This window comes from Halomonas sp. McD50-4, from assembly GCF_022348135.1.
Classification (GTDB): domain Bacteria; phylum Pseudomonadota; class Gammaproteobacteria; order Pseudomonadales; family Halomonadaceae; genus Vreelandella; species Vreelandella piezotolerans.
On the sequence record NZ_JAKRFG010000001.1, the window covers coordinates 465,697 to 484,157 of the forward strand.

Here is an 18,461-nt window from a genome sequence, read left to right on the forward strand (position 1 = left end):
CATGGTTAATTCACTGGATGCACGTTATGCCAGCGCTTTCTCGACCACCTCGAACACGTTGGACGACAGCGGCTCGCGTTTGATTCTTTCGAGTTCTGCTCGCATCAACTGCTGTCGTGTCTCATCGAACCGCTGCCAGCGCGTCAATGGGGTAATCAGCCGCGCGGCAATTTCAGGGTTGAGGCGGTTGAGCTCGATCACCGCATCCGCCAACAGGGCATACCCTTTGCCATCCAGGCGGTGGAAATTGATACGGTTTTGCGCAAAAGCGCCAATCAACGCACGCACTTTGTTGGGGTTCTTCATCGAGAACGCAGGGTGCTGCATTAAGTACTCCACGCGCTCCAGTACATCGGGCTGAGGGCGCGTTACCTGAATCGTAAACCACTGATCCATCACGAGTGGATCGTGAGCCCAGGCTTCCCCAAAGGCTTTCAAAGCCGGTGCCGACACGTCGTCACGATCACTGTGCACGAGCAGTGTCAGCGCGTGGCGAACGTCGGTCATGTTGTGATCCGTCGCAAACTGCGCTTCACACAGCGCGACGCTCTCGTCGTCCTCAATGGACATCAAATAAGCGAGCGCTACGTTTTTGAGGCTGCGCTGAGCCATTTGTTCAGGCGTAGGCGCGTATGGGGCGTCACTGACGTTCGCCTTATAGACGGCCAAGAACTCATCACGCAGTGCCAGCGCCAGGGATTGGCGCACGAACTCGCGGGCAGCGTGAATGGCATCCACGTCGACGATTGGCTGCTGTTCGGCGATATAGGCTTCCGAGGGCAGTGTCAGCATCTCGGCCAGCACCGCTTTATCGTCCATGGAAGAGGTCAAGAGCAAGCGGAATGCCTCGATCACTCGGTTGTCCATCACTTTTTCGACGCCGTTTCGATGGGCAGCAATCAGGTCGTCCAGCGCCAGTAGCGCCAATCGCTGACCGGCATCCCAGCGGTTGAAACCATCGCTATCGTGGGTCAATAGAAAGGCCAAATCTTCGCGGGAATAAGGGAAGTGCAGCTTGACCGGTGCGGAAAAATCGCGCAGTAGCGACGGCACGGGTGCCTCGGCCACTTCCGTGAAGATGAAGGTCTGCTCATCGTCGGTCAGGTGAATGACCGCGTCTTTCCCAATCTTGTTGCCGTCGAGCGTGAGCGTTAAATCCTGACCGGATTTGGTGCCCACCAGGCCCATGCGTACCGGAATGTGCAGCGGCTGCTTGTCCGGCTGTCCGGGCGTGGCTGGCGTGCGCTGGCGAAGCGTCAAATGGTACTCGGCGTTGGCGTAGTCGTACTCACCGTGGGCATCGATTTCCGGCGTGCCCGCCTGGGAGTACCAGCGCATGAACTGGCTTAAATCGATGTCCGATACCTCGGCCATGCAGCCCACGAAGTCTTCGATCGTCACGGCCTGCCCGTCAAAGCGCTCGAAATAGAGATCCGAGCCACGGCGGAAGGCCTCCCAGCCCAGCAGGTTGCGCAGCATGCGCACCACTTCTGCCCCTTTTTCATAGATAGTCAGCGTGTAGAAGTTGGTGATCTCGATATAGTGATCCGGACGAATCGGATGCGCCGTGGGACCTGCGTCTTCGGCAAATTGCGCGGTGCGGAAAAACGAGACGTCTTGAATGCGCTTGACGGGGGCTGAATTGGTATCCGCAGAAAAACACTGATCGCGGAATACCGTAAAACCTTCCTTTAGCGAGAGCTGGAACCAATCGCGGCACGTCACGCGATTCCCCGACCAGTTGTGGAAATACTCGTGGGCAACGATCCCTTCGACATTTTGAAACGCCGCATCGGTGGCGGTCTTGGGGTGCGTGAGCACCGCCGCGGAGTTGAAGATGTTGAGGCCTTTGTTCTCCATTGCGCCCATATTGAAGTCGTTGACCGCCACGATCATGAACAAGTCCAGGTCGTACTCACGGCCGTAAGTTTCCTCGTCCCAACGCATGGAACGCTTGAGAGACGCCATGGCATGGTCGGTTTTATCGAGATTCTCCTCCTCTACCCACAGCTGAAGCGTTACCTCGCGGTCGCTCATGGTCGTGAAATGATCTTCGACTTTTTTCAAATCGCCGGCCACCAGCGCAAAGAGATAACAGGGCTTAGGGTGAGGATCTTCCCAGGTAACGAAGTGCCGGTCGCCTTCTAACGAGCCCTGCTCGACTGGATTACCATTGGCCAACAGCACCGGCTCTTTTTGCGCATCACCGATGACCGTGACCTTGAACGTGGCCATGACATCGGGGCGATCCGGATAATAGGTAATACGTCGAAAGCCCTCTGCTTCACACTGCGTGCAGTACATGCCATTTGATTGATAAAGCCCTTCCAAAGCCGTATTACTACTGGGCGAGATCGCCACGTCGCTTTCTAACGTAAAGGCAGCAGGTACACGGGTAATCGTCAGCGTTTCATCAGTGAGCTGGTAATCGGCATCGCTCAACGCTTGACCATCGATGGCAAGCGCGCGCAGCGATAGATGCTCACCATCGAGCACCAGCGGCGCAGCCGCGTCAGCGCTTGGGTGGCGCTGCATGGTCAGACGTGCTTTCACACGGGTCTCGGTGGGGTCAAGATCAAACGTCAGCTCGGTATGAATTACGTGGTAGGCGGGTGGCTGGTAGTCGCTTAAATAAACCGGCTGCGGATCAGACATAGCGCGAAACTCCTGTAAGCTTTTCAGTAGTCGAGTAGCGCCTATACGGCGCTACTCAATGAATATTTTTTTGTGATCGTCAATCGCGGAAGTTGTCGAACTGTAATGGCAAGTCAGGCCCCTCTTCGCCACGCAGTAGCGCCATGACACTCTGCAGGTCATCTCGCTTTTTGCCCGTCACGCGCACTTTTTCACCCTGAATTTGAGCCTGCACTTTTAACTTACTGCCTTTGATGCGCTTGACCACATCCTTGGCTTCAGCTTGATCGAGCCCCTGCTTGAGTACCACCTCTTGACGCGCCTTGACACCGGACAGCACGGCATCTTTGACATCCATGCAACGTGCGTCGATACCGCGGGCAATCAGTCGGTTACGCAACACGTCCAGCATTTGCTTGAGCTGGAAATCTACTTCGGCCTCGAGCAGCACCTTATCGCCTTCCAACGTGAAGCTGGCATCGACGCCTTTAAAGTCGAAGCGTGACTGGACTTCACGATTGGCCTGGTCCACCGCATTGGCGGCTTCGTGCTGATCGAATTCTGACACGATATCAAATGAGGGCATGACACTATTCCTAACAAGACATGACCCACCATTCTAGAGCAGCAAGCCCCCAACCGGCCAATTCTCTTAGAAAAAGCTGGACAAAAACTCTGCAAGCCGGTCACATCAAGCTTAAAAGCTATACAAACACCTCTCAGGGCGATGTTAAATTGTGCGCCTCTGTCGTAACCTGCTGACATAGCCTTGTACTCTTTCAACGAGGAGAGACCATGAGTGATCGCGATACCCGCCATAAAGCATCGATGGAAAAACTCAAAGCGCGAGTGGACGAAAAAGTTGCCAATGCCACCGAGCAGCGCGGACTGCTGCTCATCAACACGGGTAACGGAAAAGGCAAAACCACCGCCGCCTGGGGCACCGTCACGCGCGCGCTGGGTTATGGCTACAAAGTAGGCGTGGTGCAGTTCATCAAGGGGTTATGGGAGTGTGGCGAGCGCAATCGGCTGGAAGACGATCCTCATTTGAGCGTCGCTATCATGGCAACCGGCTTTACCTGGGATACGCAAAATCGCGAAGCGGACACCGCCGCCTGTCTGGAGGTCTGGCAAGAAGCGCAGAAAATGCTGGCAGACCCCGAGACGTATCTCGTGGTGTTGGACGAACTCACCTACATGCTGAAGTTTGGATATCTCGATATCGCCACCGTCAAACAGGCGCTACTGGACCGTCCGCAGGAACAAACCGTGATCATTACCGGGCGAAATGCCCACCGTGAGCTAGTGGCCATGGCGGACACCGTGACCGACATGCAGGAGGTGCGACACGCTTTCAACAACGGCCTTCAGGCCCGGCGAGGCATCGATTTCTAAGCACGAAAAAGGGCGGCCAAGCCGCCCTTTTGATATCACCGGAGGGTGTGCAACCTAGCCTTCGAACGGGTTGCGCAGCACGATGGTTTCAATACGATCGGGACCGGTAGAAATGATATCGATGCTGGTGCCTACCTGCTCTTCGAGGAAGCTGATGTATGCACGGGCATTAGCCGGTAAGTCTTCCACCTTCTTAGCGCCCAGCGTGGACTCTTTCCAGCCTGGCAGATCGTGATAGACCGGCTCTACCGCTTCGTAGCCCTCTGAATCCACCGGGTTATCCAGCACGTCACCATCCTTGCTGCGGTAGCCAACACACACACGGATGTTTTCCAAACCGTCCAGCACGTCCAATTTGGTCAGGCAGATACCGGAAACCGAGTTGATTTGCACCGCATGACGCAGCGCTACCGCATCGAACCAGCCGCAGCGACGTGGACGCCCGGTGGTCGCGCCAAACTCGTGCCCACGCTCGGCTAAGTGACGGCCATGATCGTCGAACAGCTCGGTGGGGAACGGACCCGAGCCAACACGCGTGGTGTAAGCTTTGGTGATACCCAGCACGTAGTCCAAATAGAGCGGGCCGACGCCAGAGCCGGTTGCCGTGCCGCCAGCCGTGGTGTTGGAGCTGGTGACGAACGGGTAAGTACCGTGGTCGATATCCAACAGCGAGCCTTGGGCGCCTTCGAATAGAATGTTCTCACCGGCCTTGCGCAGGTCGTGCACCATGCTGACGGTATCGCTGACCATGGGGCGCAGCTCTTCGGCCATCTGCATGGCGCTATCGAGCACTTCCTGGAAATCCACCGCCGGTTCGCCGTGGTAATTCACTAGCACGAAATTATGGTAGTCGAGCACCTCACCGAGTTTGGAGGCAAAACGCTCACGGTGGAGCATGTCTCCCAACCGTAGACCACGGCGCGCCACCTTGTCTTCGTATGCCGGGCCAATGCCGCGACCGGTGGTGCCGATCTTAGCCACGCCACGGGCCTTCTCACGTGCCTGGTCGAGACGCACGTGGTAAGGCAGGATCAGCGGACACGCCGGGGAAAGACGCAAACGCTCACGAACGGGAACGCCCTTCGCTTCCAGTTCGCGGATCTCTTTGATCAGCGCTTCCGGTGACAATACGACCCCGTTACCGATCACACAGGTTTTACCGGGACGTAGCACACCCGAGGGGATCAGGTGTAGGACGGTTTTCTCACCGTCGATGACCAGCGTGTGACCGGCATTATGCCCCCCTTGGAAGCGCACCACGGCAGCAGCGGATTCGGTGAGCAGGTCAACGATCTTGCCTTTGCCTTCATCGCCCCATTGGGTACCCAGGACTACGACATTCTTACCCATTATGCACTCGTCTCTTGTGTCAGGGCCGTTGTCTGCCAACGACCATCGATAAACTCAAGACGGCGGTCACAGCTGTGCTCCGCCGGCCCAGTACGCTGCCCAGGCAGCGCTTGAATTACGCGTTCACCCTGCTCACGCAGCGCGACGATGGCAGCGTTGAGCGACTCTTCTTCTTGGGCTGGCGCCCAAATGGCCCCCTGGCTGGGTGACGCCAATGCCAGCGATGCCAACTGCTTCAGGTCCATGGAGAAGCCGGTAGCGGGTCGGGCTCGGCCAAACGCACGCCCAGTATCATCATAGCGCCCACCTTTGGCCAGCGCATGACCATAGCCGGGCACGTACGCCGCAAACATCATACCCGTGTGATACTGATAACCGCGCAGCTCCGCTAGATCAAAATAGAGCGATACGTCAAAGCGCGCCAAAACGCCTTTGTAAAGCGCCTCGAGCTGATCTAGCGCCGCCGTCACAGGGGCAGGTGCGCCAGCAAAACGCTCGCGCGCCTCGCTCAGAACGCTGGCATCCCCGTGCAGCTCGCCTAGCGCCACTAGCATATCTGCCAACACAGGGTCGCTAACGCTGGCACTGACCTGCTCGGCCAGTTGCCCCGGCGATTTAAGCGCCAACGCTTCGAACAGCGCACGCTCTTGCTCATCGTTAAGGGCAGCGGCTTCCACCAGGCTACGGTAGATCCCGATGTGCCCTAATGCCAAATGTATCTCGTCAGCGCCTGCCGCATGAAGACTGGCAAGCGCCAGATGAATGATCTCACTGTCAGCTTCGAGGCCAGCATGGCCAAACAGCTCGACTCCGACCTGCACGGGGCTGCGTCCCCCTTGATGCTGGTCGGCTTTGGCACGCAGCACATTGGTGCAGTAACACAGCCGAACTGGCCCCTGGCGTTTTAGGGAGTGGGCGTCCATCCGCGCCACCTGCGGTGTGACGTCTGCCGAGGCGCCCATCATGCGGCCCGTCAGTTGGTCGGTCAGCTTGAACGTTTGAAGATCGAGGTCCGTACCGGTACCGGTCAGCAAGGAGTCCAAAAACTCCACCGGCGGCGGCATGACCTGGTCGTAGCCCCAGCAATGGTAAAGATCGAGCAGCGCACGGCGCAGCTCTTCCATGCGGCTTGCCTGAGGCGGCAGCACCTCATCCATGCCGTCGGGCAGTAGCCAGCGGTCAGCGATGGTCATGTGAACAATCCTGCGAGACGATGAAGGCCCTTTCTAACGACACCACTCGCTGCCTCACGAGGCGCTGTGTGGAACGTTCACGAAACGAGGGCCACAAAAAAACCGGGCGACGCCCGGTAAGTAAAGTCTATCACGTTTATGCGCTATATGAACCCCGCCAAGCGCAGTGCTTGGCGGGATGGGCGCATCACTCGGCGCTGTCGGGAACGGCGCTGCGTAGATAGCGGAAGAAGTCGCTATCCGGTTCTAGCACCAGCAGATTACCATCGCCAGAGAAGCTTTCACGATAAGCGTTCAGGCTGCGCCAGAAAGCGAAGAACTCTTGGTCCTGGCTATAAGCCTGCGAGAAGATAGCGGCTGCTTCGGCATCTCCCTCACCGCGCAGCGTCTCGGCACGCTCGTTGGCTTGAGCAAGCAGCACCTGACGGCGACGGTCGGCATTAGCGCGAATCCGCTCGGCCTCTTCCTGACCCTGTGCGCGCCACTCGCGGGCCTCACGCTCACGCTCTGAGCGCATGCGCTCGAAGACGGCTGCCGAGACATCTTCAGGCAGGTCGATGCGCTTGATACGAATATCGCGAATCGCCACGCCGAGTTCGTCACGCATGAGCTGATCGAGCTCTTCGGTAGGTCCTGTCATCAGGTCATCACGGCGCTCGGCAATGATTTCCTGAAGATTCAAACGACCGAATTCATTACGCAGACTCTCATCCACTCGCGGCTGAATGAGGCGGATCGCCATCAGTTCATCGCCTGCGGTAGCCTCGTAGTAGCGGGTCGGGTTGACGACTTGCCACTTGACATAGGAGTCGACGATGACCGCTTTCTGCTCAAGAGTCAGATAACGGCTAGTATCGGTATCCAGCGTCAGCAGCCGCACGTCGAACTTGCGGATGGTCTGCGCAATCGGAATTTTCACATGCAGACCCGGCTGAATATTCTCTTCGATGACTTCACCAAAGCGCAGCTTCACAGCGCGTTCGGTTTCATCCACGACATAGAGACTGTTGCTCGCTAGCCACGCGACGGCGGCCAAACCACCTACGATAAGCAGGGATCGGTTATTAATCATTTAGCGGCCCTCCCTGCGAATGGGGTTATTGCTGGACGACGATGAGGAGCTACTTTGGCTGCCTCGCAGCGACTCTAACACGCGCGGATCGACCGTATCGCTGCTGTTAGCACCGCTATCATTGCTCGCCGAACGACTGTCGTTACTGCTACCGCCGCGCATTTGATCGAGTGGCAAATACATCAGCGGCGCATTGTCGCTCACGTCCATCAGAACTTTCGGCGTCCCACCAAAGACTTCTTCGATGGCATCCAGGTACATACGTTCGCGCATCACTTCCGGCGCGTTGCGATACTCGGTCAGCAGCGCATTGAAACGGTTAGCTTGACCCTGCGCTTCGGCCACCACCGACTCACGATACCCTTGGCCCTGCTCGACGATACGCTGAGCCTGACCCTGTGCGGCCGGAATGATCGCATTGGCGTACGCCATACCTTCGTTGATCGTTCTCTGACGATCTTCACGGGCACGGATAACGTCATCAAAAGCATCGATGACGGGCGCAGGTGCCGACGTGGATTCGATGTTGATGGTTTGCAGGCGAATACCGGCGCCATAGGCATCCAGATACGTTTGCAGACGGCTCGCGACGGAGCTACCGAGTATCTCACGACCAGAGGTCAGGATATCGATCATGTCCGTGCCACCGACCACGTGCCGCAGCGCAGAGTCCAGTGCGTTCTCGATGGAGAGCGCCGGATCACGAACGTTCAGCACGAAATCGCGCGGATTCGCGACCTGGTACTGAGCAGAAATTTCCACTTCGACGATGTTTTCATCACGCGTCAGCATGGACTGAGTTTGAGAGACAGAGCGTACGCGCGTCACGTTGACCATGCGCACGTCATCGATGAGCGGCGGGTTCCACTGGAGGCCCGGCTCGACGATGCCCTGGTACTCACCAAAACGCAGCACGACGCCCCGCTCCGACTGGTCCACCAGATAGAAGCCCGAGGCTCCCCAGATGGCAAGCGCCACGATGAGCAGAAGGCCTGGCAGAGCAAACGAGTTACGAGGCTTACCGCCACCACTCTTGCCGCCACCACCGCCGCTCTTCTTGCCGCTGCCGCCTAGCATGCCGTTGAGCTTGTCTTGGAACTTTTTCAGCGCTTCATCCAGGTCAGGCGGCCCCTGGTTGTTGCCACCATTATTGCCGCCGTTGTTTCCACCACCATTGTTCCCACCGCGATCGCCGCCATTACCGCGTCGGCCACCACCGCTCCAGGGGTCGTGCTGGTTGCCACCACCGGGCTCATTCCAGGCCATACTTCGTCTCCACTAAGGTGTTCACCTGCACTTTGCCTTGATACTGAATGCAAGGCCGGGTGCTTTTGATATTATTGCTATATCAATCTTGTACCATACCTTTACAGTCGATGACTATGGGGTAGGTACTTGATGGGCTACCATTCGTCAGATTCGCGTAATGCTTCTGGTAAATAGGTATTGGCACGCTCTCCCAACTGAGCCATCAACTGGTTGAAGTCGCGCCTCGGCAAGCGCACATCCAATACGGAGCGCCCCTGCTCGTCAAAACTCTCTTCGCGCACGGCATTGAGTTCATGCAGGCCTGCGCGCAGCTTACCTTGCTCTGGCGACAGGGTGAGCGAAAAACCAATCACGTCGTTGGCGAGCCGCTCGGTCAACGCTTCATGTAACAGCTCAAGCCCTTGACCTTGCTGAGCCGATAGCCAGACCACCTCAGGTACGCCGTGACCATCTCGCTCGATACGTGGCGCACTATCGAGTTTGTCGATCTTGTTCATCACTTTGAGTACCGGAACGCTATCCGCCCCAATCTCTTTCAGTACGCTATCGACCTGCTCAACGTTGAGATCGCGGTCGGGGTCGGCCGCATCGATGACATGCACCAACAGCGTCGCTTCCGCCGCTTCTTGCAGCGTCGCCTGAAAAGCTTCCACCAACTTATGCGGCAAGTGGCGGATAAAACCGACGGTATCGGCCATGACGACAGGCCCTACGTCTTCGATTTCCAAACGACGGAGGGTCGGGTCTAGGGTCGCAAAGAGCTGATCCGCTGCGTAGACCTCAGCGCTGGTCAGCGCATTGAATAGCGTCGACTTACCCGCGTTGGTATAGCCCACTAGCGACACGCTATGAATTTCTGCACGGGCTCGAGCACGCCGGTTCTGCTCACGCTGGCTGCGCACTTTATCCAAGCGCTTATGAATCGATTTGATACGGCCGCGTAGCAAACGACGGTCGGTCTCTAGCTGTGTTTCGCCGGGACCGCGCAGGCCGATACCGCCTTTTTGACGCTCGAGGTGCGTCCAGCCGCGAATCAAGCGCGTGGACATGTACTCGAGTTGAGCAAGCTCTACTTGCAACTTACCTTCATGCGTTCGTGCCCGCTGCGCAAAAATATCGAGTATCAGACCGGTACGGTCCAACACGCGGCACTTGAGCTCTTGCTCCAGGTTGCGCTGCTGGGAAGGACTTAAACTGTGGTTGAAGATGACCAGTTCAGCGTCATGAGCTGCGAGCATTGCCCGCAGCTCGTCCAACTTACCTGACCCTATGAAGGTGCGGGAATCAGGCCGCTGTCGACTCGCTGTGAGCAATGTCGCGGGCTCTGCGCCAGCAGAGCGCACGAGCTCCAAGAACTCACCCGGGTCTTCACGTGCCTGCTCATCGTAGAAATCTACGTGAACAAGTACTGCCGTTTCACCGGCGTCTGGGCGTTCAAAAAACAATCAATACCTCATGGACTCTTTTGCTATCCAGCGGTGTTAGATGTCAGCGTCGGGTGCTGACGGATCCTGTGCCGGCAAACGCACGTTGCGCGAGGGCACCACCGTGGAAATAGCGTGTTTATAAACCATCTGACTGACGGTATTGCGCAACAAGATGACAAACTGGTCAAACGATTCAATCTGGCCCTGCAATTTAATGCCGTTTACCAGGAAAATAGAGACCGGAATGCGCTCCTTGCGCAAAATGTTCAGGTACGGGTCTTGAAGGGACTGCCCTTTGGACATGTTGCTCTCCCTAAAACTGTCGTTGGGGTTGGTTATCAAATGGCGTGCCCTACTGGTGCTACGCCGCAATCTTGTTGCCCGAAAGGCCTAATGTGTCAAACGCGTTAGCCGGCCACTCGAAAACACTTGCTTACGAAATCACTATCTTACGCTAAGCACCGCTTTCACGCACGAATTTCAGAAGCTTATCCAGCGCATCTGGCTGCTGCGAATCGATCCATGTCAAGGACGGCCAGCTTCTCAGCCACGTCAATTGACGCTTGGCAAGCTGACGAGTGGCAATAATACCTCGTGCCACGAGTTCATCGCGATCATAAGCACCGTCTAGATACTCCCATACCTGACGGTAGCCAACGCTCTTCATGGATGGCAAGTTAATATGAAGATCACTACGCTTTTTGAGGGCAGCGACCTCGTCTATCAAGCCCTCTGCCAACATCATTTCGAAACGCCGGGCAATACGCTGATGAAGCACCTGTCGTTCGTTGGGTGCTAGGGCTATCGACAGCACCCGCCATGGAAAGGTTTCCGGCTGCTGCTCTGCCCATAGCTCGCTCATCGGCCGACCGCTCGCATAGTACACTTCCAACGCGCGCATCAGCCGTTGAGGATCATTAGGGTGTATACGTGCCGCTGAGGATGGGTCGACTTCGGCCAGCGTGCGATGCAGGCCAGCCAATCCCTCATGCTGACGCTGTGCCTCCAGGCGTTCGCGAATGGCAACGTCTGCTCCTGGCAAATTATCCACGCCTTCGACCAAGCGCTTGTAGTAAAGCATCGTGCCACCCACTAATAGCGGCACTCGACCGGCTGCGCTGATTTGACGCATTTCACGCAGGGCGTCTTCACGAAAATCTGCCGCTGAATAGGGGGCTGCAGGATCACGAATATCGATCAAACGGTGGGGCGCCCGCGCCAGTTCTGCCGCGCTGGGCTTGGCGCTACCCACATCCATGCCTTGGTAGACCATGGCAGAATCGACGCTGATCAGTTCATGGCCTAGCTGCTCATGGAGCGCTATCGCAGCGTCGGTTTTGCCAGCAGCCGTCGGCCCCATTAGAAATATCGCCCAGGGGCGTGTATCAGCCATATGCTCGACGCACTCCGTTAGTCGTTTTCATCGTCACTGGCCGCGCAAAAATAGACGGTCGAGCGCTTTCATGCTCATTTGCGTCCAAGTGGGACGGCCATGATTACATTGATCGCTGCGCTCAGTGCGCTCCATGTCACGTAGCAACGCGTTCATTTCATCGAGCGTCAAACGCCGGTTGGCCCGCACGCTGCCGTGGCACGCCATGGTAGAGAGCAGTTCATGAATACGCGCCTCGACCTGATGCGTGCGACCATAGCGTGACAGCTCTTCGAGCATTTCACGCACCAGCTCCTCGGGGTCGGCCTGGGCCAGCAGCGCGGGCAGCTGGCGTACTAGCAGCGTTTCTGGACCAGCCACATCCAGCTCGACGCCTAGCTGAGCAATGGCGTCACGCTCGCTCTCTGCGATGGCCACTTCGCTGCGGCTGGCCGCCAGCGACACGGGCACCAGCAGCGGCTGGGTATCGATCCCCTTTGCCGCTGCCAGCTGGTTTTTCATGCGCTCGTAGACGATCCGCTCGTGGGCTGCATGCATATCCACCAGAACGAGTCCCTGTGCGTTCTGTGCCAAGATGTACACGCCATGCAGCTGGCCCAGCGCAAAGCCAAGCGGCGGCGCTGTCGTGGCATCATGCTCCGGCATGACAGGAGGCTGCGCCTCACGTACTTCCGATGCGGTTGTGTGCGGGTGGGGCGGGCTAGGTTGTGGCGTTAACAGCGTCTCTTCGTGATCGGGATGCAGCGCCTGATACCCCTGCATGAAGCGGCGCACCCTCTCAGCGCCGGGGTGTCGCTCGGACGCTTCCGACAGCGGCATACCCTGCTGCTGCCAGCGGGGAGTCTCTGGCGCAGCGCCCACGCTAGAGACGGTTTCGACCTGGCCCGTCGGAGCGGCCACCTCATTTTGCTCCTCATCGGTGGGTTTGGAGGCCGCCAAGCAGTGGTGCAAACTGGAATACAGGAAATCATGCACCATACGCCCATCACGAAAACGTACTTCATGCTTGGTTGGGTGGACGTTGACATCCACCACGTCGGGATCGAGCTCAAGATAAAGCACGAACACCGGGTGGCGACCGTTATAGAGCACGTCGCGATACGCCTGACGAACCGCATGCGCAACGAGGCGATCGCGGACCACGCGGCCATTGACGAAGAAGTACTGCTGATCGGCCTGGGAGCGCGAGTGAGTTGGCAATCCCACCCAGCCACTGAGCCGCAGGCCACCCGCTTCGCGTTCGATGTAGCGGGCGTGTTCGATAAAATTCTTGCCCAACAGCGATGCAATACGCCGCTCACGAGAGGCGGGTGAATCTCCCTGGGGAAGTTGATGCACCACTTTCTGATTGTGCTTCAACACCCAGGCAATGTCATAACGCGATAGCGCCTGACGACGAAAGGCCTCCTCCACATGGGCAAATTCGGTCTTTTCAGTGCGTAAGAACTTGCGCCGCGCGGGCGTGTTGAAAAACAGGTCGCGCACCGAGACACTGGTGCCCCGGGGGTGCGGTGCAGGTGTCACCCGGGCCTCCATACCGCGCCCTTCGGCTACGACCCGCCACCCCTGGCGGGGATCTTCCTCCGCGTTGGAGACCAGCTCCAAGCGCGACACAGAACTGATCGACGCCAGCGCTTCTCCACGAAAGCCCAGTGAGCTAACCCCTTCCAGATCCTCGAGGCTACTGATCTTACTCGTGGCATGGCGCGCTAATGCCAGCGGCAGATCCGCCTCGCCGATACCGATACCGTCATCGCGCACTTTGATCAGCCTTGCGCCGCCCTGTTCGATCTCTACTTCGATCCGCTGACTGCCCGCATCAATGGCATTCTCGATCAGCTCTTTTGTGACTGACGAGGGGCGTTCGACCACCTCACCTGCGGCAATTTGGTTGGCCAGGCGAGGGTCGAGCACATGGATACGACCAGAGAACGAGTTCAATTCAGTCAACCAACACCTCAACATTCAGCATCTAAGTGGTTTATTAAGCATGCGTGTCACGAACTGGGGATACGTAGCACCTGCCCCACACGAATGATGTCGCCATTCAAATCGTTGGCCTGTTTCAGCTGGTTCACCGGGACACCGTGGCGAACGGCAATCGAGGAGAGCGTGTCGCCTGATTGGATGCGATATTCGTCGCCCGTGGGGCTGCGCTGATGATCCCGCTGCCACGCCAGCAGGCTGGCTGGCGGTGGATTACGCTGAAAATGGTCGCGCAGGCCGCTGAAAATGGCCGTCGAAAGCCCCTGTTGGTGCACTGGGTCGCGCAGGCGACGCTCTTCGTCGGGATTCGATATAAAGCCCACCTCAATCAGCAGCGATGGAATATCCGGTGATTTCAGCACCATAAAGCCCGCCTGCTCGACCCGGGATTTATGCAACCGGTTGACTCGCCCAAGCTGTTCGAGTACCTGCCCGCCAATCGACAGCGAGTCGTTGAGCGTCGCGGTCATGGTAAGGTCCAGCAGCACCCCGCGCAGCACTTGGTCTTTGTCACGCAGCGACAAACTGCCATCGACACCGCCGATCAGATCCGAGCGATTTTCACTATCGGCCAGCCACTGTGCCGTTTCTGATGTCGCCCCACGCTGTGACAGCGCATACACCGAGCTACCCTGAGGGCGGGGACTAGTGAAGGCATCGGCGTGAATCGAGACGAAGAAATCGGCCTTCTGCTCACGAGCCAGTTGGGTGCGCTGGCGTAAACCGAGGTAGTAGTCGCCATCGCGAATCAGCACGGCTTTGAACCCCTGCGTGCGATTGACGTCGGAGGCGAGCCGACGGGCAATTTCCAGCACGACATCTTTTTCACGGGTGCCCGCCGGGCCAATGGCACCCGGGTCCTCGCCACCGTGCCCGGCGTCGATGGCAATAATAATGTCCCGCTGTGGGTGCGGCTGAGCGGGCTGCACCTCTACCGGCGGCTGATCTGGCGCTGGAGATGGCACGTCGGCCTCTACGCCGGGTAGCCGCGCCTGGGCCGAGCGCTGTGCCATCATCTCTTGGTCACGAATCATCGCTTCGATGGGATCGATGGGATTTTCCACTGCACTCTCGCCGGGATACTCCAGATCGACCACCAGACGATGCCCATACTGGTCGTTAGGCGGAAGCGTAAAATGACGAGGCTCGATAGCACGGTTAAGCTCGAGCACCACCCTCAAGCCGCCCTCGTCTCGCACCCCCGTGCGAACGGCGGAAATGGCGCTGCCTTCCAGTGGCAGCGTGGAGGCATCGGTATTGAGCTGACTGTCGTCTAGATCGATCACCAGACGTGACGGATTGTCCAACGAAAATACGTTGGCTTGCGTGGCCCCCGTGAGATCGAACACCAAACGCGCGTGATCGGGTGCCGCCCAAAGCCGCATACTCTCGACGTTGGCCGCCTGCGCGGTGGTCGCACTGGCGGTCAATAAAAACGCACATCCTACTGCGCAGCGGATGAATAGCCGAACGAGGGGTCGTTTCATATCCATTGAATCCCACCACTCTCCCGCGAATTATCGATGATCCTTGCCTCCAACGGCGCTAAGACACGCTGGCCAAAGGCGGTTTCGGCCGTCAAACGCGCCGTTCGACCCTGCGCCGCTACGCAGAGCTGAATGCGCACATCGGGTGCGGGTAACCAACCCTCGCCTCTGCTGGGCCATTCGATCAGACAGAGAGCATCATCGGCGAGAACGTCTCGTCCGCCCATGAATTCAAGCTCTTCTGGGTCTGCCAAACGATACAAATCCAGATGGTAAATGCGTTGATCGCCCAGCTCGTAAGGCTCCACCAAAGTATAGGTTGGGCTCTTAACGGCTCCCTGATAGCCGTATGCTCTCAAAATGCCGCGCGTCAGGGTGGTTTTACCTGCCCCTAAATCGCCTTCCAAATAAACGCGCCCGCGACCACTTAGCGCTCGACCCAGCGCCTCACCAAAGGCAACGTGGGCCACTTCATCGTTCAATTGCACCTGCATGTTGGCCGCCTTCACGGGTTAATGAGCACTCGTGCATAGGATGCCAGATCACTGGCTAACAGGCCACGCTCTCCGGCGGCTTTGGCCGCCTCGTCGCCTGCCAGAGCATGCAGCATCGTACCCAGCCAAGCGCTCTGCTCCAAGCCGCCCAGTTGAGCCATCAAGGCGCCCAACATGCCGCTCAGCACATCGCCCATACCGCCGCTCGCCATGCCGGGATTCCCGTAAGGGCAGACGACCAGTCCGCTGGGACCCGCCACCAGGCTGCCAGCACCTTTCAGAATCACGACGCCCCCACGGGCGCGCTGCAACGCCCGGGCGGCCGCCGGACGATCCGCCTGGACATCGGCCACACTGCAGCCCAGCAGTCTGGCCGCTTCGCCAGGGTGAGGCGTCAATATCCAGTCGTCCCGACAAAGCGTTGGCCAGCGACTGGCCAGCAGGTTGAGCGCATCGGCATCGATGACGAGCGGTGTCGATGCCTGTAGCGCACTTTGCAGCACTGCCTGACCCCAGGCCTCTTGCCCCATCCCTGGCCCAACCACCACGACATCCGCATTGGCGGGCAACTCGGCCACGTCGGCCCCGCTACGCACTGCACGCGCCATGACTTCTGGGCAGCGCACGAGACTGGCAGTCAGGTGTTCCTGTGCGGTAGCGAGCGTCACCTTACCTGCTCCTAAGCGCGCTGCCGCCTGAGAGGCTAGCAGCGCCGCACCACCAAACCCCGGCGCGCCGCCCATCACCAGTACGTGCCCTAGGCTCCCCTTATGGCTGGTGCGCGAACGAGGTGGCAATGCCTCGCTGAGCATTGCCTCATCCAACCGCCAAGCGGTCGGCGGAATATCGAAAAACGCCTGCGCTTTGACGCCCAGGGGGCGAAAATCGATGTCACCGGCGTAGGCAGGCGCCTCGCCAGTATGTAGGCCGATTTTGTCGCCAATGAACGTTACCGTGCAGGTGGCCTCGACCGCCGTACCCAGCATCGCGCCGGTATCGGCCGACACTCCCGAAGGGATATCCAGCGCCAGCACGGGCTGAGACGCGGTGTTAATGGCCGTAATGGCCTGCTTGACGCTGCCTTCGACCTCACCGGTCAATCCCGTACCCAGCAGCGCATCGACGATGACCTCGCCAGTCAGCGTCGTGCTTGGCTGCCACTCTTCGAAGCTGACGCCTGCAGCCGTGGCCAGCTCGGCGGCGCGCGCCACGTCACCAGAAAGCGTATCTAGCGGCTTCAGAGAAAGACGCTGCACTTTGAGGCCCGACTGCATGGCCAGCGCTGCCAGCACGTGACCGTCACCGCCGTTGTGACCGCCGCCACACAGCACGGTCACGCTGCGCGCCTGGGGCCAGCGCGAGCGAAAACTGTGCCAAGCGCTGGAGGCCGCTCGCTGCATCAAGGCAAAGCTGTCGATCCCCCCGGCAATGGTACGCCTATCCAACTCACGGACCTGTGATGCGGTGTAGAGAGGACGAAGTGAAGAGGTGTTCAACGTAGACACAATGACTCCTTGTAAAGGCCTTAAATCAACCCTCATGCGCATACCTTACCCGCGTCGTCATACGCGGCATGTCGTGCCAGCGGCTAATGCGTTAGCATAGCGCGCTTAACGCATCACCGTTGACTGACCATGCCAAGTTCCATCACATTTCCACCCTCCAGCGACGCTCTGACCCATGACCACCTGCATCGGCTGGCCGAGCAGATCAAGCAGTGGGGACGCGAGTTGGGCTTTCAACAGGTCGGCATCGCCGACACGGACCTAGCTGCCCACGAGGCGCACTTGAACCGCTGGCTGGAGAGTGGCTATCACGGCGAGATGGCTTTCATGGCCAAGCACGGCACCAAGCGCACGCGCCCCGAGGAGCTGGAACCCGGCACACAGCGAGTGATCAGCGTGCGCATGGACTATCTGCCCGCCGAAATAGAGAGTGCCAAAGTATTGGGGCAACCGCACCGCGCCTACGTATCTCGCTATGCATTGGGGCGTGATTATCACAAATTGATGCGCAAACGTTTGGCGCAGCTAGCCAAGCAAATCGAGCAGGAAGTAGGAAAATTTGGCTTCCGCGCCTTCGTGGACTCGGCGCCGGTGATGGAGCGCGCGCTTGCCCAGAAGGCGGGTTTGGGGTGGTTCGGCAAAAACGCCATGCTACTGAACCCCAAAGCAGGCTCGCTGTTTTTTCTTGGCGAGCTGTATACCGACCTCCCCCTGCCCGTCGATGCGCCCTTCGAGCAGGAGCACTGCGGTAGCTGTAGCGCCTGCCGCACCGCCTGCCCCACTGGGGCCATCGTGGACGATAAGGTCGTCGATTCGCGCAAGTGCATCTCATATCTCACCATCGAGCTACCCGGCGCCATACCCGAAGAGTATCGGCGCGCCATGGGCAATCGCGTGTATGGCTGCGACGATTGCCAGCTCGTTTGCCCGTTCACACGCTTCACGAAAATCACCCAAGAAGCAGACTTCGCGCCACGCCACGATCTCGATCGCGCCTCGCTCATCGCGCTGTTCAGTTGGGGCGAAGAGGAGTTTCTCGACAAAACCGCCGGTAGCCCCATTCGCCGCATCGGTTACGAGCGCTGGCTGCGCAATCTCGCCGTTGGCCTGGGCAACGCCCCGTGGAGCGATGCCGTCGAGGCCGCGCTATGGGCCAGACGGGCCTACCCAAGCGACCTAGTGCGTGAACATGTTGCCTGGGCACTCGCGGAGCAGCGCCGCAAGCGTGATGCGCGTATCGCCACGCGCGCCTGAAC

At 58.6% G+C, this 18,461-nt stretch carries 15 protein-coding genes; 2 read left to right on the forward strand and 13 right to left on the reverse strand.

The window, feature by feature from the left end:
• Positions 1-24 precede the first annotated feature (24 nt).
• Complete coding sequence (gene pepN, locus MHM85_RS02240; RefSeq protein ID WP_239284142.1) at positions 25-2,655, reverse strand: aminopeptidase N; 2,631 nt, start codon at positions 2,653-2,655, stop codon at positions 25-27.
• Positions 2,656-2,734: 79 nt separating this feature from the next.
• The gene (locus tag MHM85_RS02245) at positions 2,735-3,220 is read right to left on the reverse strand and encodes a YajQ family cyclic di-GMP-binding protein (protein WP_139527135.1); all 486 of its coding nucleotides are present in this window, start codon (positions 3,218-3,220) and stop codon (positions 2,735-2,737) included.
• A 209-nt stretch (positions 3,221-3,429) separates the two neighbouring features.
• On the opposite strand from MHM85_RS02245, the gene cobO reads away from it, so the two are divergent.
• Positions 3,430-4,029, forward strand: coding sequence for a cob(I)yrinic acid a,c-diamide adenosyltransferase (cobO, locus tag MHM85_RS02250; protein WP_153842852.1), 600 nt, complete (start codon positions 3,430-3,432; stop codon positions 4,027-4,029).
• A gap of 54 nt (positions 4,030-4,083) precedes the next feature.
• Here the strand turns inward: cobO and MHM85_RS02255 are convergent, their stop codons facing one another.
• From MHM85_RS02255 to MHM85_RS02305, 11 genes are all read right to left on the reverse strand, one after another.
• Positions 4,084-5,379: an adenylosuccinate synthase gene (locus tag MHM85_RS02255; RefSeq protein ID WP_139527133.1), complete on the reverse strand. Its 1,296-nt coding sequence runs from the start codon at positions 5,377-5,379 to the stop codon at positions 4,084-4,086.
• The gene (locus MHM85_RS02260) at positions 5,379-6,572 is read right to left on the reverse strand and encodes an ATP phosphoribosyltransferase regulatory subunit (RefSeq protein WP_139527132.1); all 1,194 of its coding nucleotides are present in this window, start codon (positions 6,570-6,572) and stop codon (positions 5,379-5,381) included. Before MHM85_RS02260 ends, MHM85_RS02255 begins: the two co-directional genes overlap by 1 nt.
• 187 nt (positions 6,573-6,759) lie before the next feature.
• Complete coding sequence (gene hflC / locus MHM85_RS02265; protein ID WP_219861121.1) at positions 6,760-7,644, reverse strand: protease modulator HflC; 885 nt, start codon at positions 7,642-7,644, stop codon at positions 6,760-6,762.
• Entirely contained in the window at positions 7,645-8,910 is a 1,266-nt protein-coding gene (hflK, locus tag MHM85_RS02270; RefSeq protein WP_239284152.1) for an FtsH protease activity modulator HflK, read from the reverse strand. It lies immediately after the preceding gene.
• A gap of 137 nt (positions 8,911-9,047) precedes the next feature.
• Positions 9,048-10,358 (reverse strand): ribosome rescue GTPase HflX, encoded by a 1,311-nt coding sequence (hflX, locus tag MHM85_RS02275; RefSeq protein WP_139527129.1) that lies wholly within the window; start codon positions 10,356-10,358, stop codon positions 9,048-9,050.
• A gap of 36 nt (positions 10,359-10,394) precedes the next feature.
• On the reverse strand, positions 10,395-10,643 hold the full coding sequence (gene hfq / locus MHM85_RS02280; protein WP_139527128.1) for an RNA chaperone Hfq: 249 nt from the start codon (positions 10,641-10,643) through the stop codon (positions 10,395-10,397).
• A 151-nt stretch (positions 10,644-10,794) separates the two neighbouring features.
• On the reverse strand, positions 10,795-11,733 hold the full coding sequence (miaA, locus tag MHM85_RS02285; RefSeq protein WP_139527127.1) for a tRNA (adenosine(37)-N6)-dimethylallyltransferase MiaA: 939 nt from the start codon (positions 11,731-11,733) through the stop codon (positions 10,795-10,797).
• Between the two features lie 33 nt (positions 11,734-11,766).
• Positions 11,767-13,683: a DNA mismatch repair endonuclease MutL gene (mutL, locus tag MHM85_RS02290; RefSeq protein WP_239284165.1), complete on the reverse strand. Its 1,917-nt coding sequence runs from the start codon at positions 13,681-13,683 to the stop codon at positions 11,767-11,769.
• Positions 13,684-13,730: 47 nt separating this feature from the next.
• Positions 13,731-15,212: an N-acetylmuramoyl-L-alanine amidase gene (locus tag MHM85_RS02295; RefSeq protein ID WP_139527126.1), complete on the reverse strand. Its 1,482-nt coding sequence runs from the start codon at positions 15,210-15,212 to the stop codon at positions 13,731-13,733.
• Positions 15,203-15,700 carry a tRNA (adenosine(37)-N6)-threonylcarbamoyltransferase complex ATPase subunit type 1 TsaE gene (tsaE, locus tag MHM85_RS02300; RefSeq protein ID WP_153842847.1) on the reverse strand — a complete coding sequence of 166 codons (498 nt, stop codon included), beginning with the start codon at positions 15,698-15,700 and terminating at the stop codon, positions 15,203-15,205. Before tsaE ends, MHM85_RS02295 begins: the two co-directional genes overlap by 10 nt.
• An 11-nt stretch (positions 15,701-15,711) precedes the next feature.
• Entirely contained in the window at positions 15,712-17,205 is a 1,494-nt protein-coding gene (locus MHM85_RS02305; protein ID WP_239284176.1) for an NAD(P)H-hydrate dehydratase, read from the reverse strand.
• Positions 17,206-17,334: 129 nt separating this feature from the next.
• On the opposite strand from MHM85_RS02305, the gene queG reads away from it, so the two are divergent.
• Positions 17,335-18,459 (forward strand): tRNA epoxyqueuosine(34) reductase QueG, encoded by a 1,125-nt coding sequence (gene queG, locus MHM85_RS02310; RefSeq protein ID WP_219861131.1) that lies wholly within the window; start codon positions 17,335-17,337, stop codon positions 18,457-18,459.
• The last annotated feature ends 2 nt before the right edge of the window (positions 18,460-18,461 follow it).

What these genes read in the sequence shown, in the direction of transcription:
- hfq (WP_139527128.1), bottom strand. Translation starts at nt 10,643, where the DNA reads ATGTCCAAAGGGCAGTCCCTTCAAGACCCGTACCTGAACATTTTGCGC.
- cobO (WP_153842852.1), top strand. Translation starts at nt 3,430, where the DNA reads ATGAGTGATCGCGATACCCGCCATAAAGCATCGATGGAAAAACTCAAA.
- MHM85_RS02260 (WP_139527132.1), bottom strand. Translation starts at nt 6,572, where the DNA reads ATGACCATCGCTGACCGCTGGCTACTGCCCGACGGCATGGATGAGGTG.
- MHM85_RS02255 (WP_139527133.1), bottom strand. Translation starts at nt 5,379, where the DNA reads ATGGGTAAGAATGTCGTAGTCCTGGGTACCCAATGGGGCGATGAAGGC.
- pepN (WP_239284142.1), bottom strand. Translation starts at nt 2,655, where the DNA reads ATGTCTGATCCGCAGCCGGTTTATTTAAGCGACTACCAGCCACCCGCC.
- queG (WP_219861131.1), top strand. Translation starts at nt 17,335, where the DNA reads ATGCCAAGTTCCATCACATTTCCACCCTCCAGCGACGCTCTGACCCAT.
- hflK (WP_239284152.1), bottom strand. Translation starts at nt 8,910, where the DNA reads ATGGCCTGGAATGAGCCCGGTGGTGGCAACCAGCACGACCCCTGGAGC.
- MHM85_RS02245 (WP_139527135.1), bottom strand. Translation starts at nt 3,220, where the DNA reads ATGCCCTCATTTGATATCGTGTCAGAATTCGATCAGCACGAAGCCGCC.
- tsaE (WP_153842847.1), bottom strand. Translation starts at nt 15,700, where the DNA reads ATGCAGGTGCAATTGAACGATGAAGTGGCCCACGTTGCCTTTGGTGAG.
- miaA (WP_139527127.1), bottom strand. Translation starts at nt 11,733, where the DNA reads ATGGCTGATACACGCCCCTGGGCGATATTTCTAATGGGGCCGACGGCT.
- MHM85_RS02295 (WP_139527126.1), bottom strand. Translation starts at nt 15,212, where the DNA reads ATGGATATGAAACGACCCCTCGTTCGGCTATTCATCCGCTGCGCAGTA.
- hflC (WP_219861121.1), bottom strand. Translation starts at nt 7,644, where the DNA reads ATGATTAATAACCGATCCCTGCTTATCGTAGGTGGTTTGGCCGCCGTC.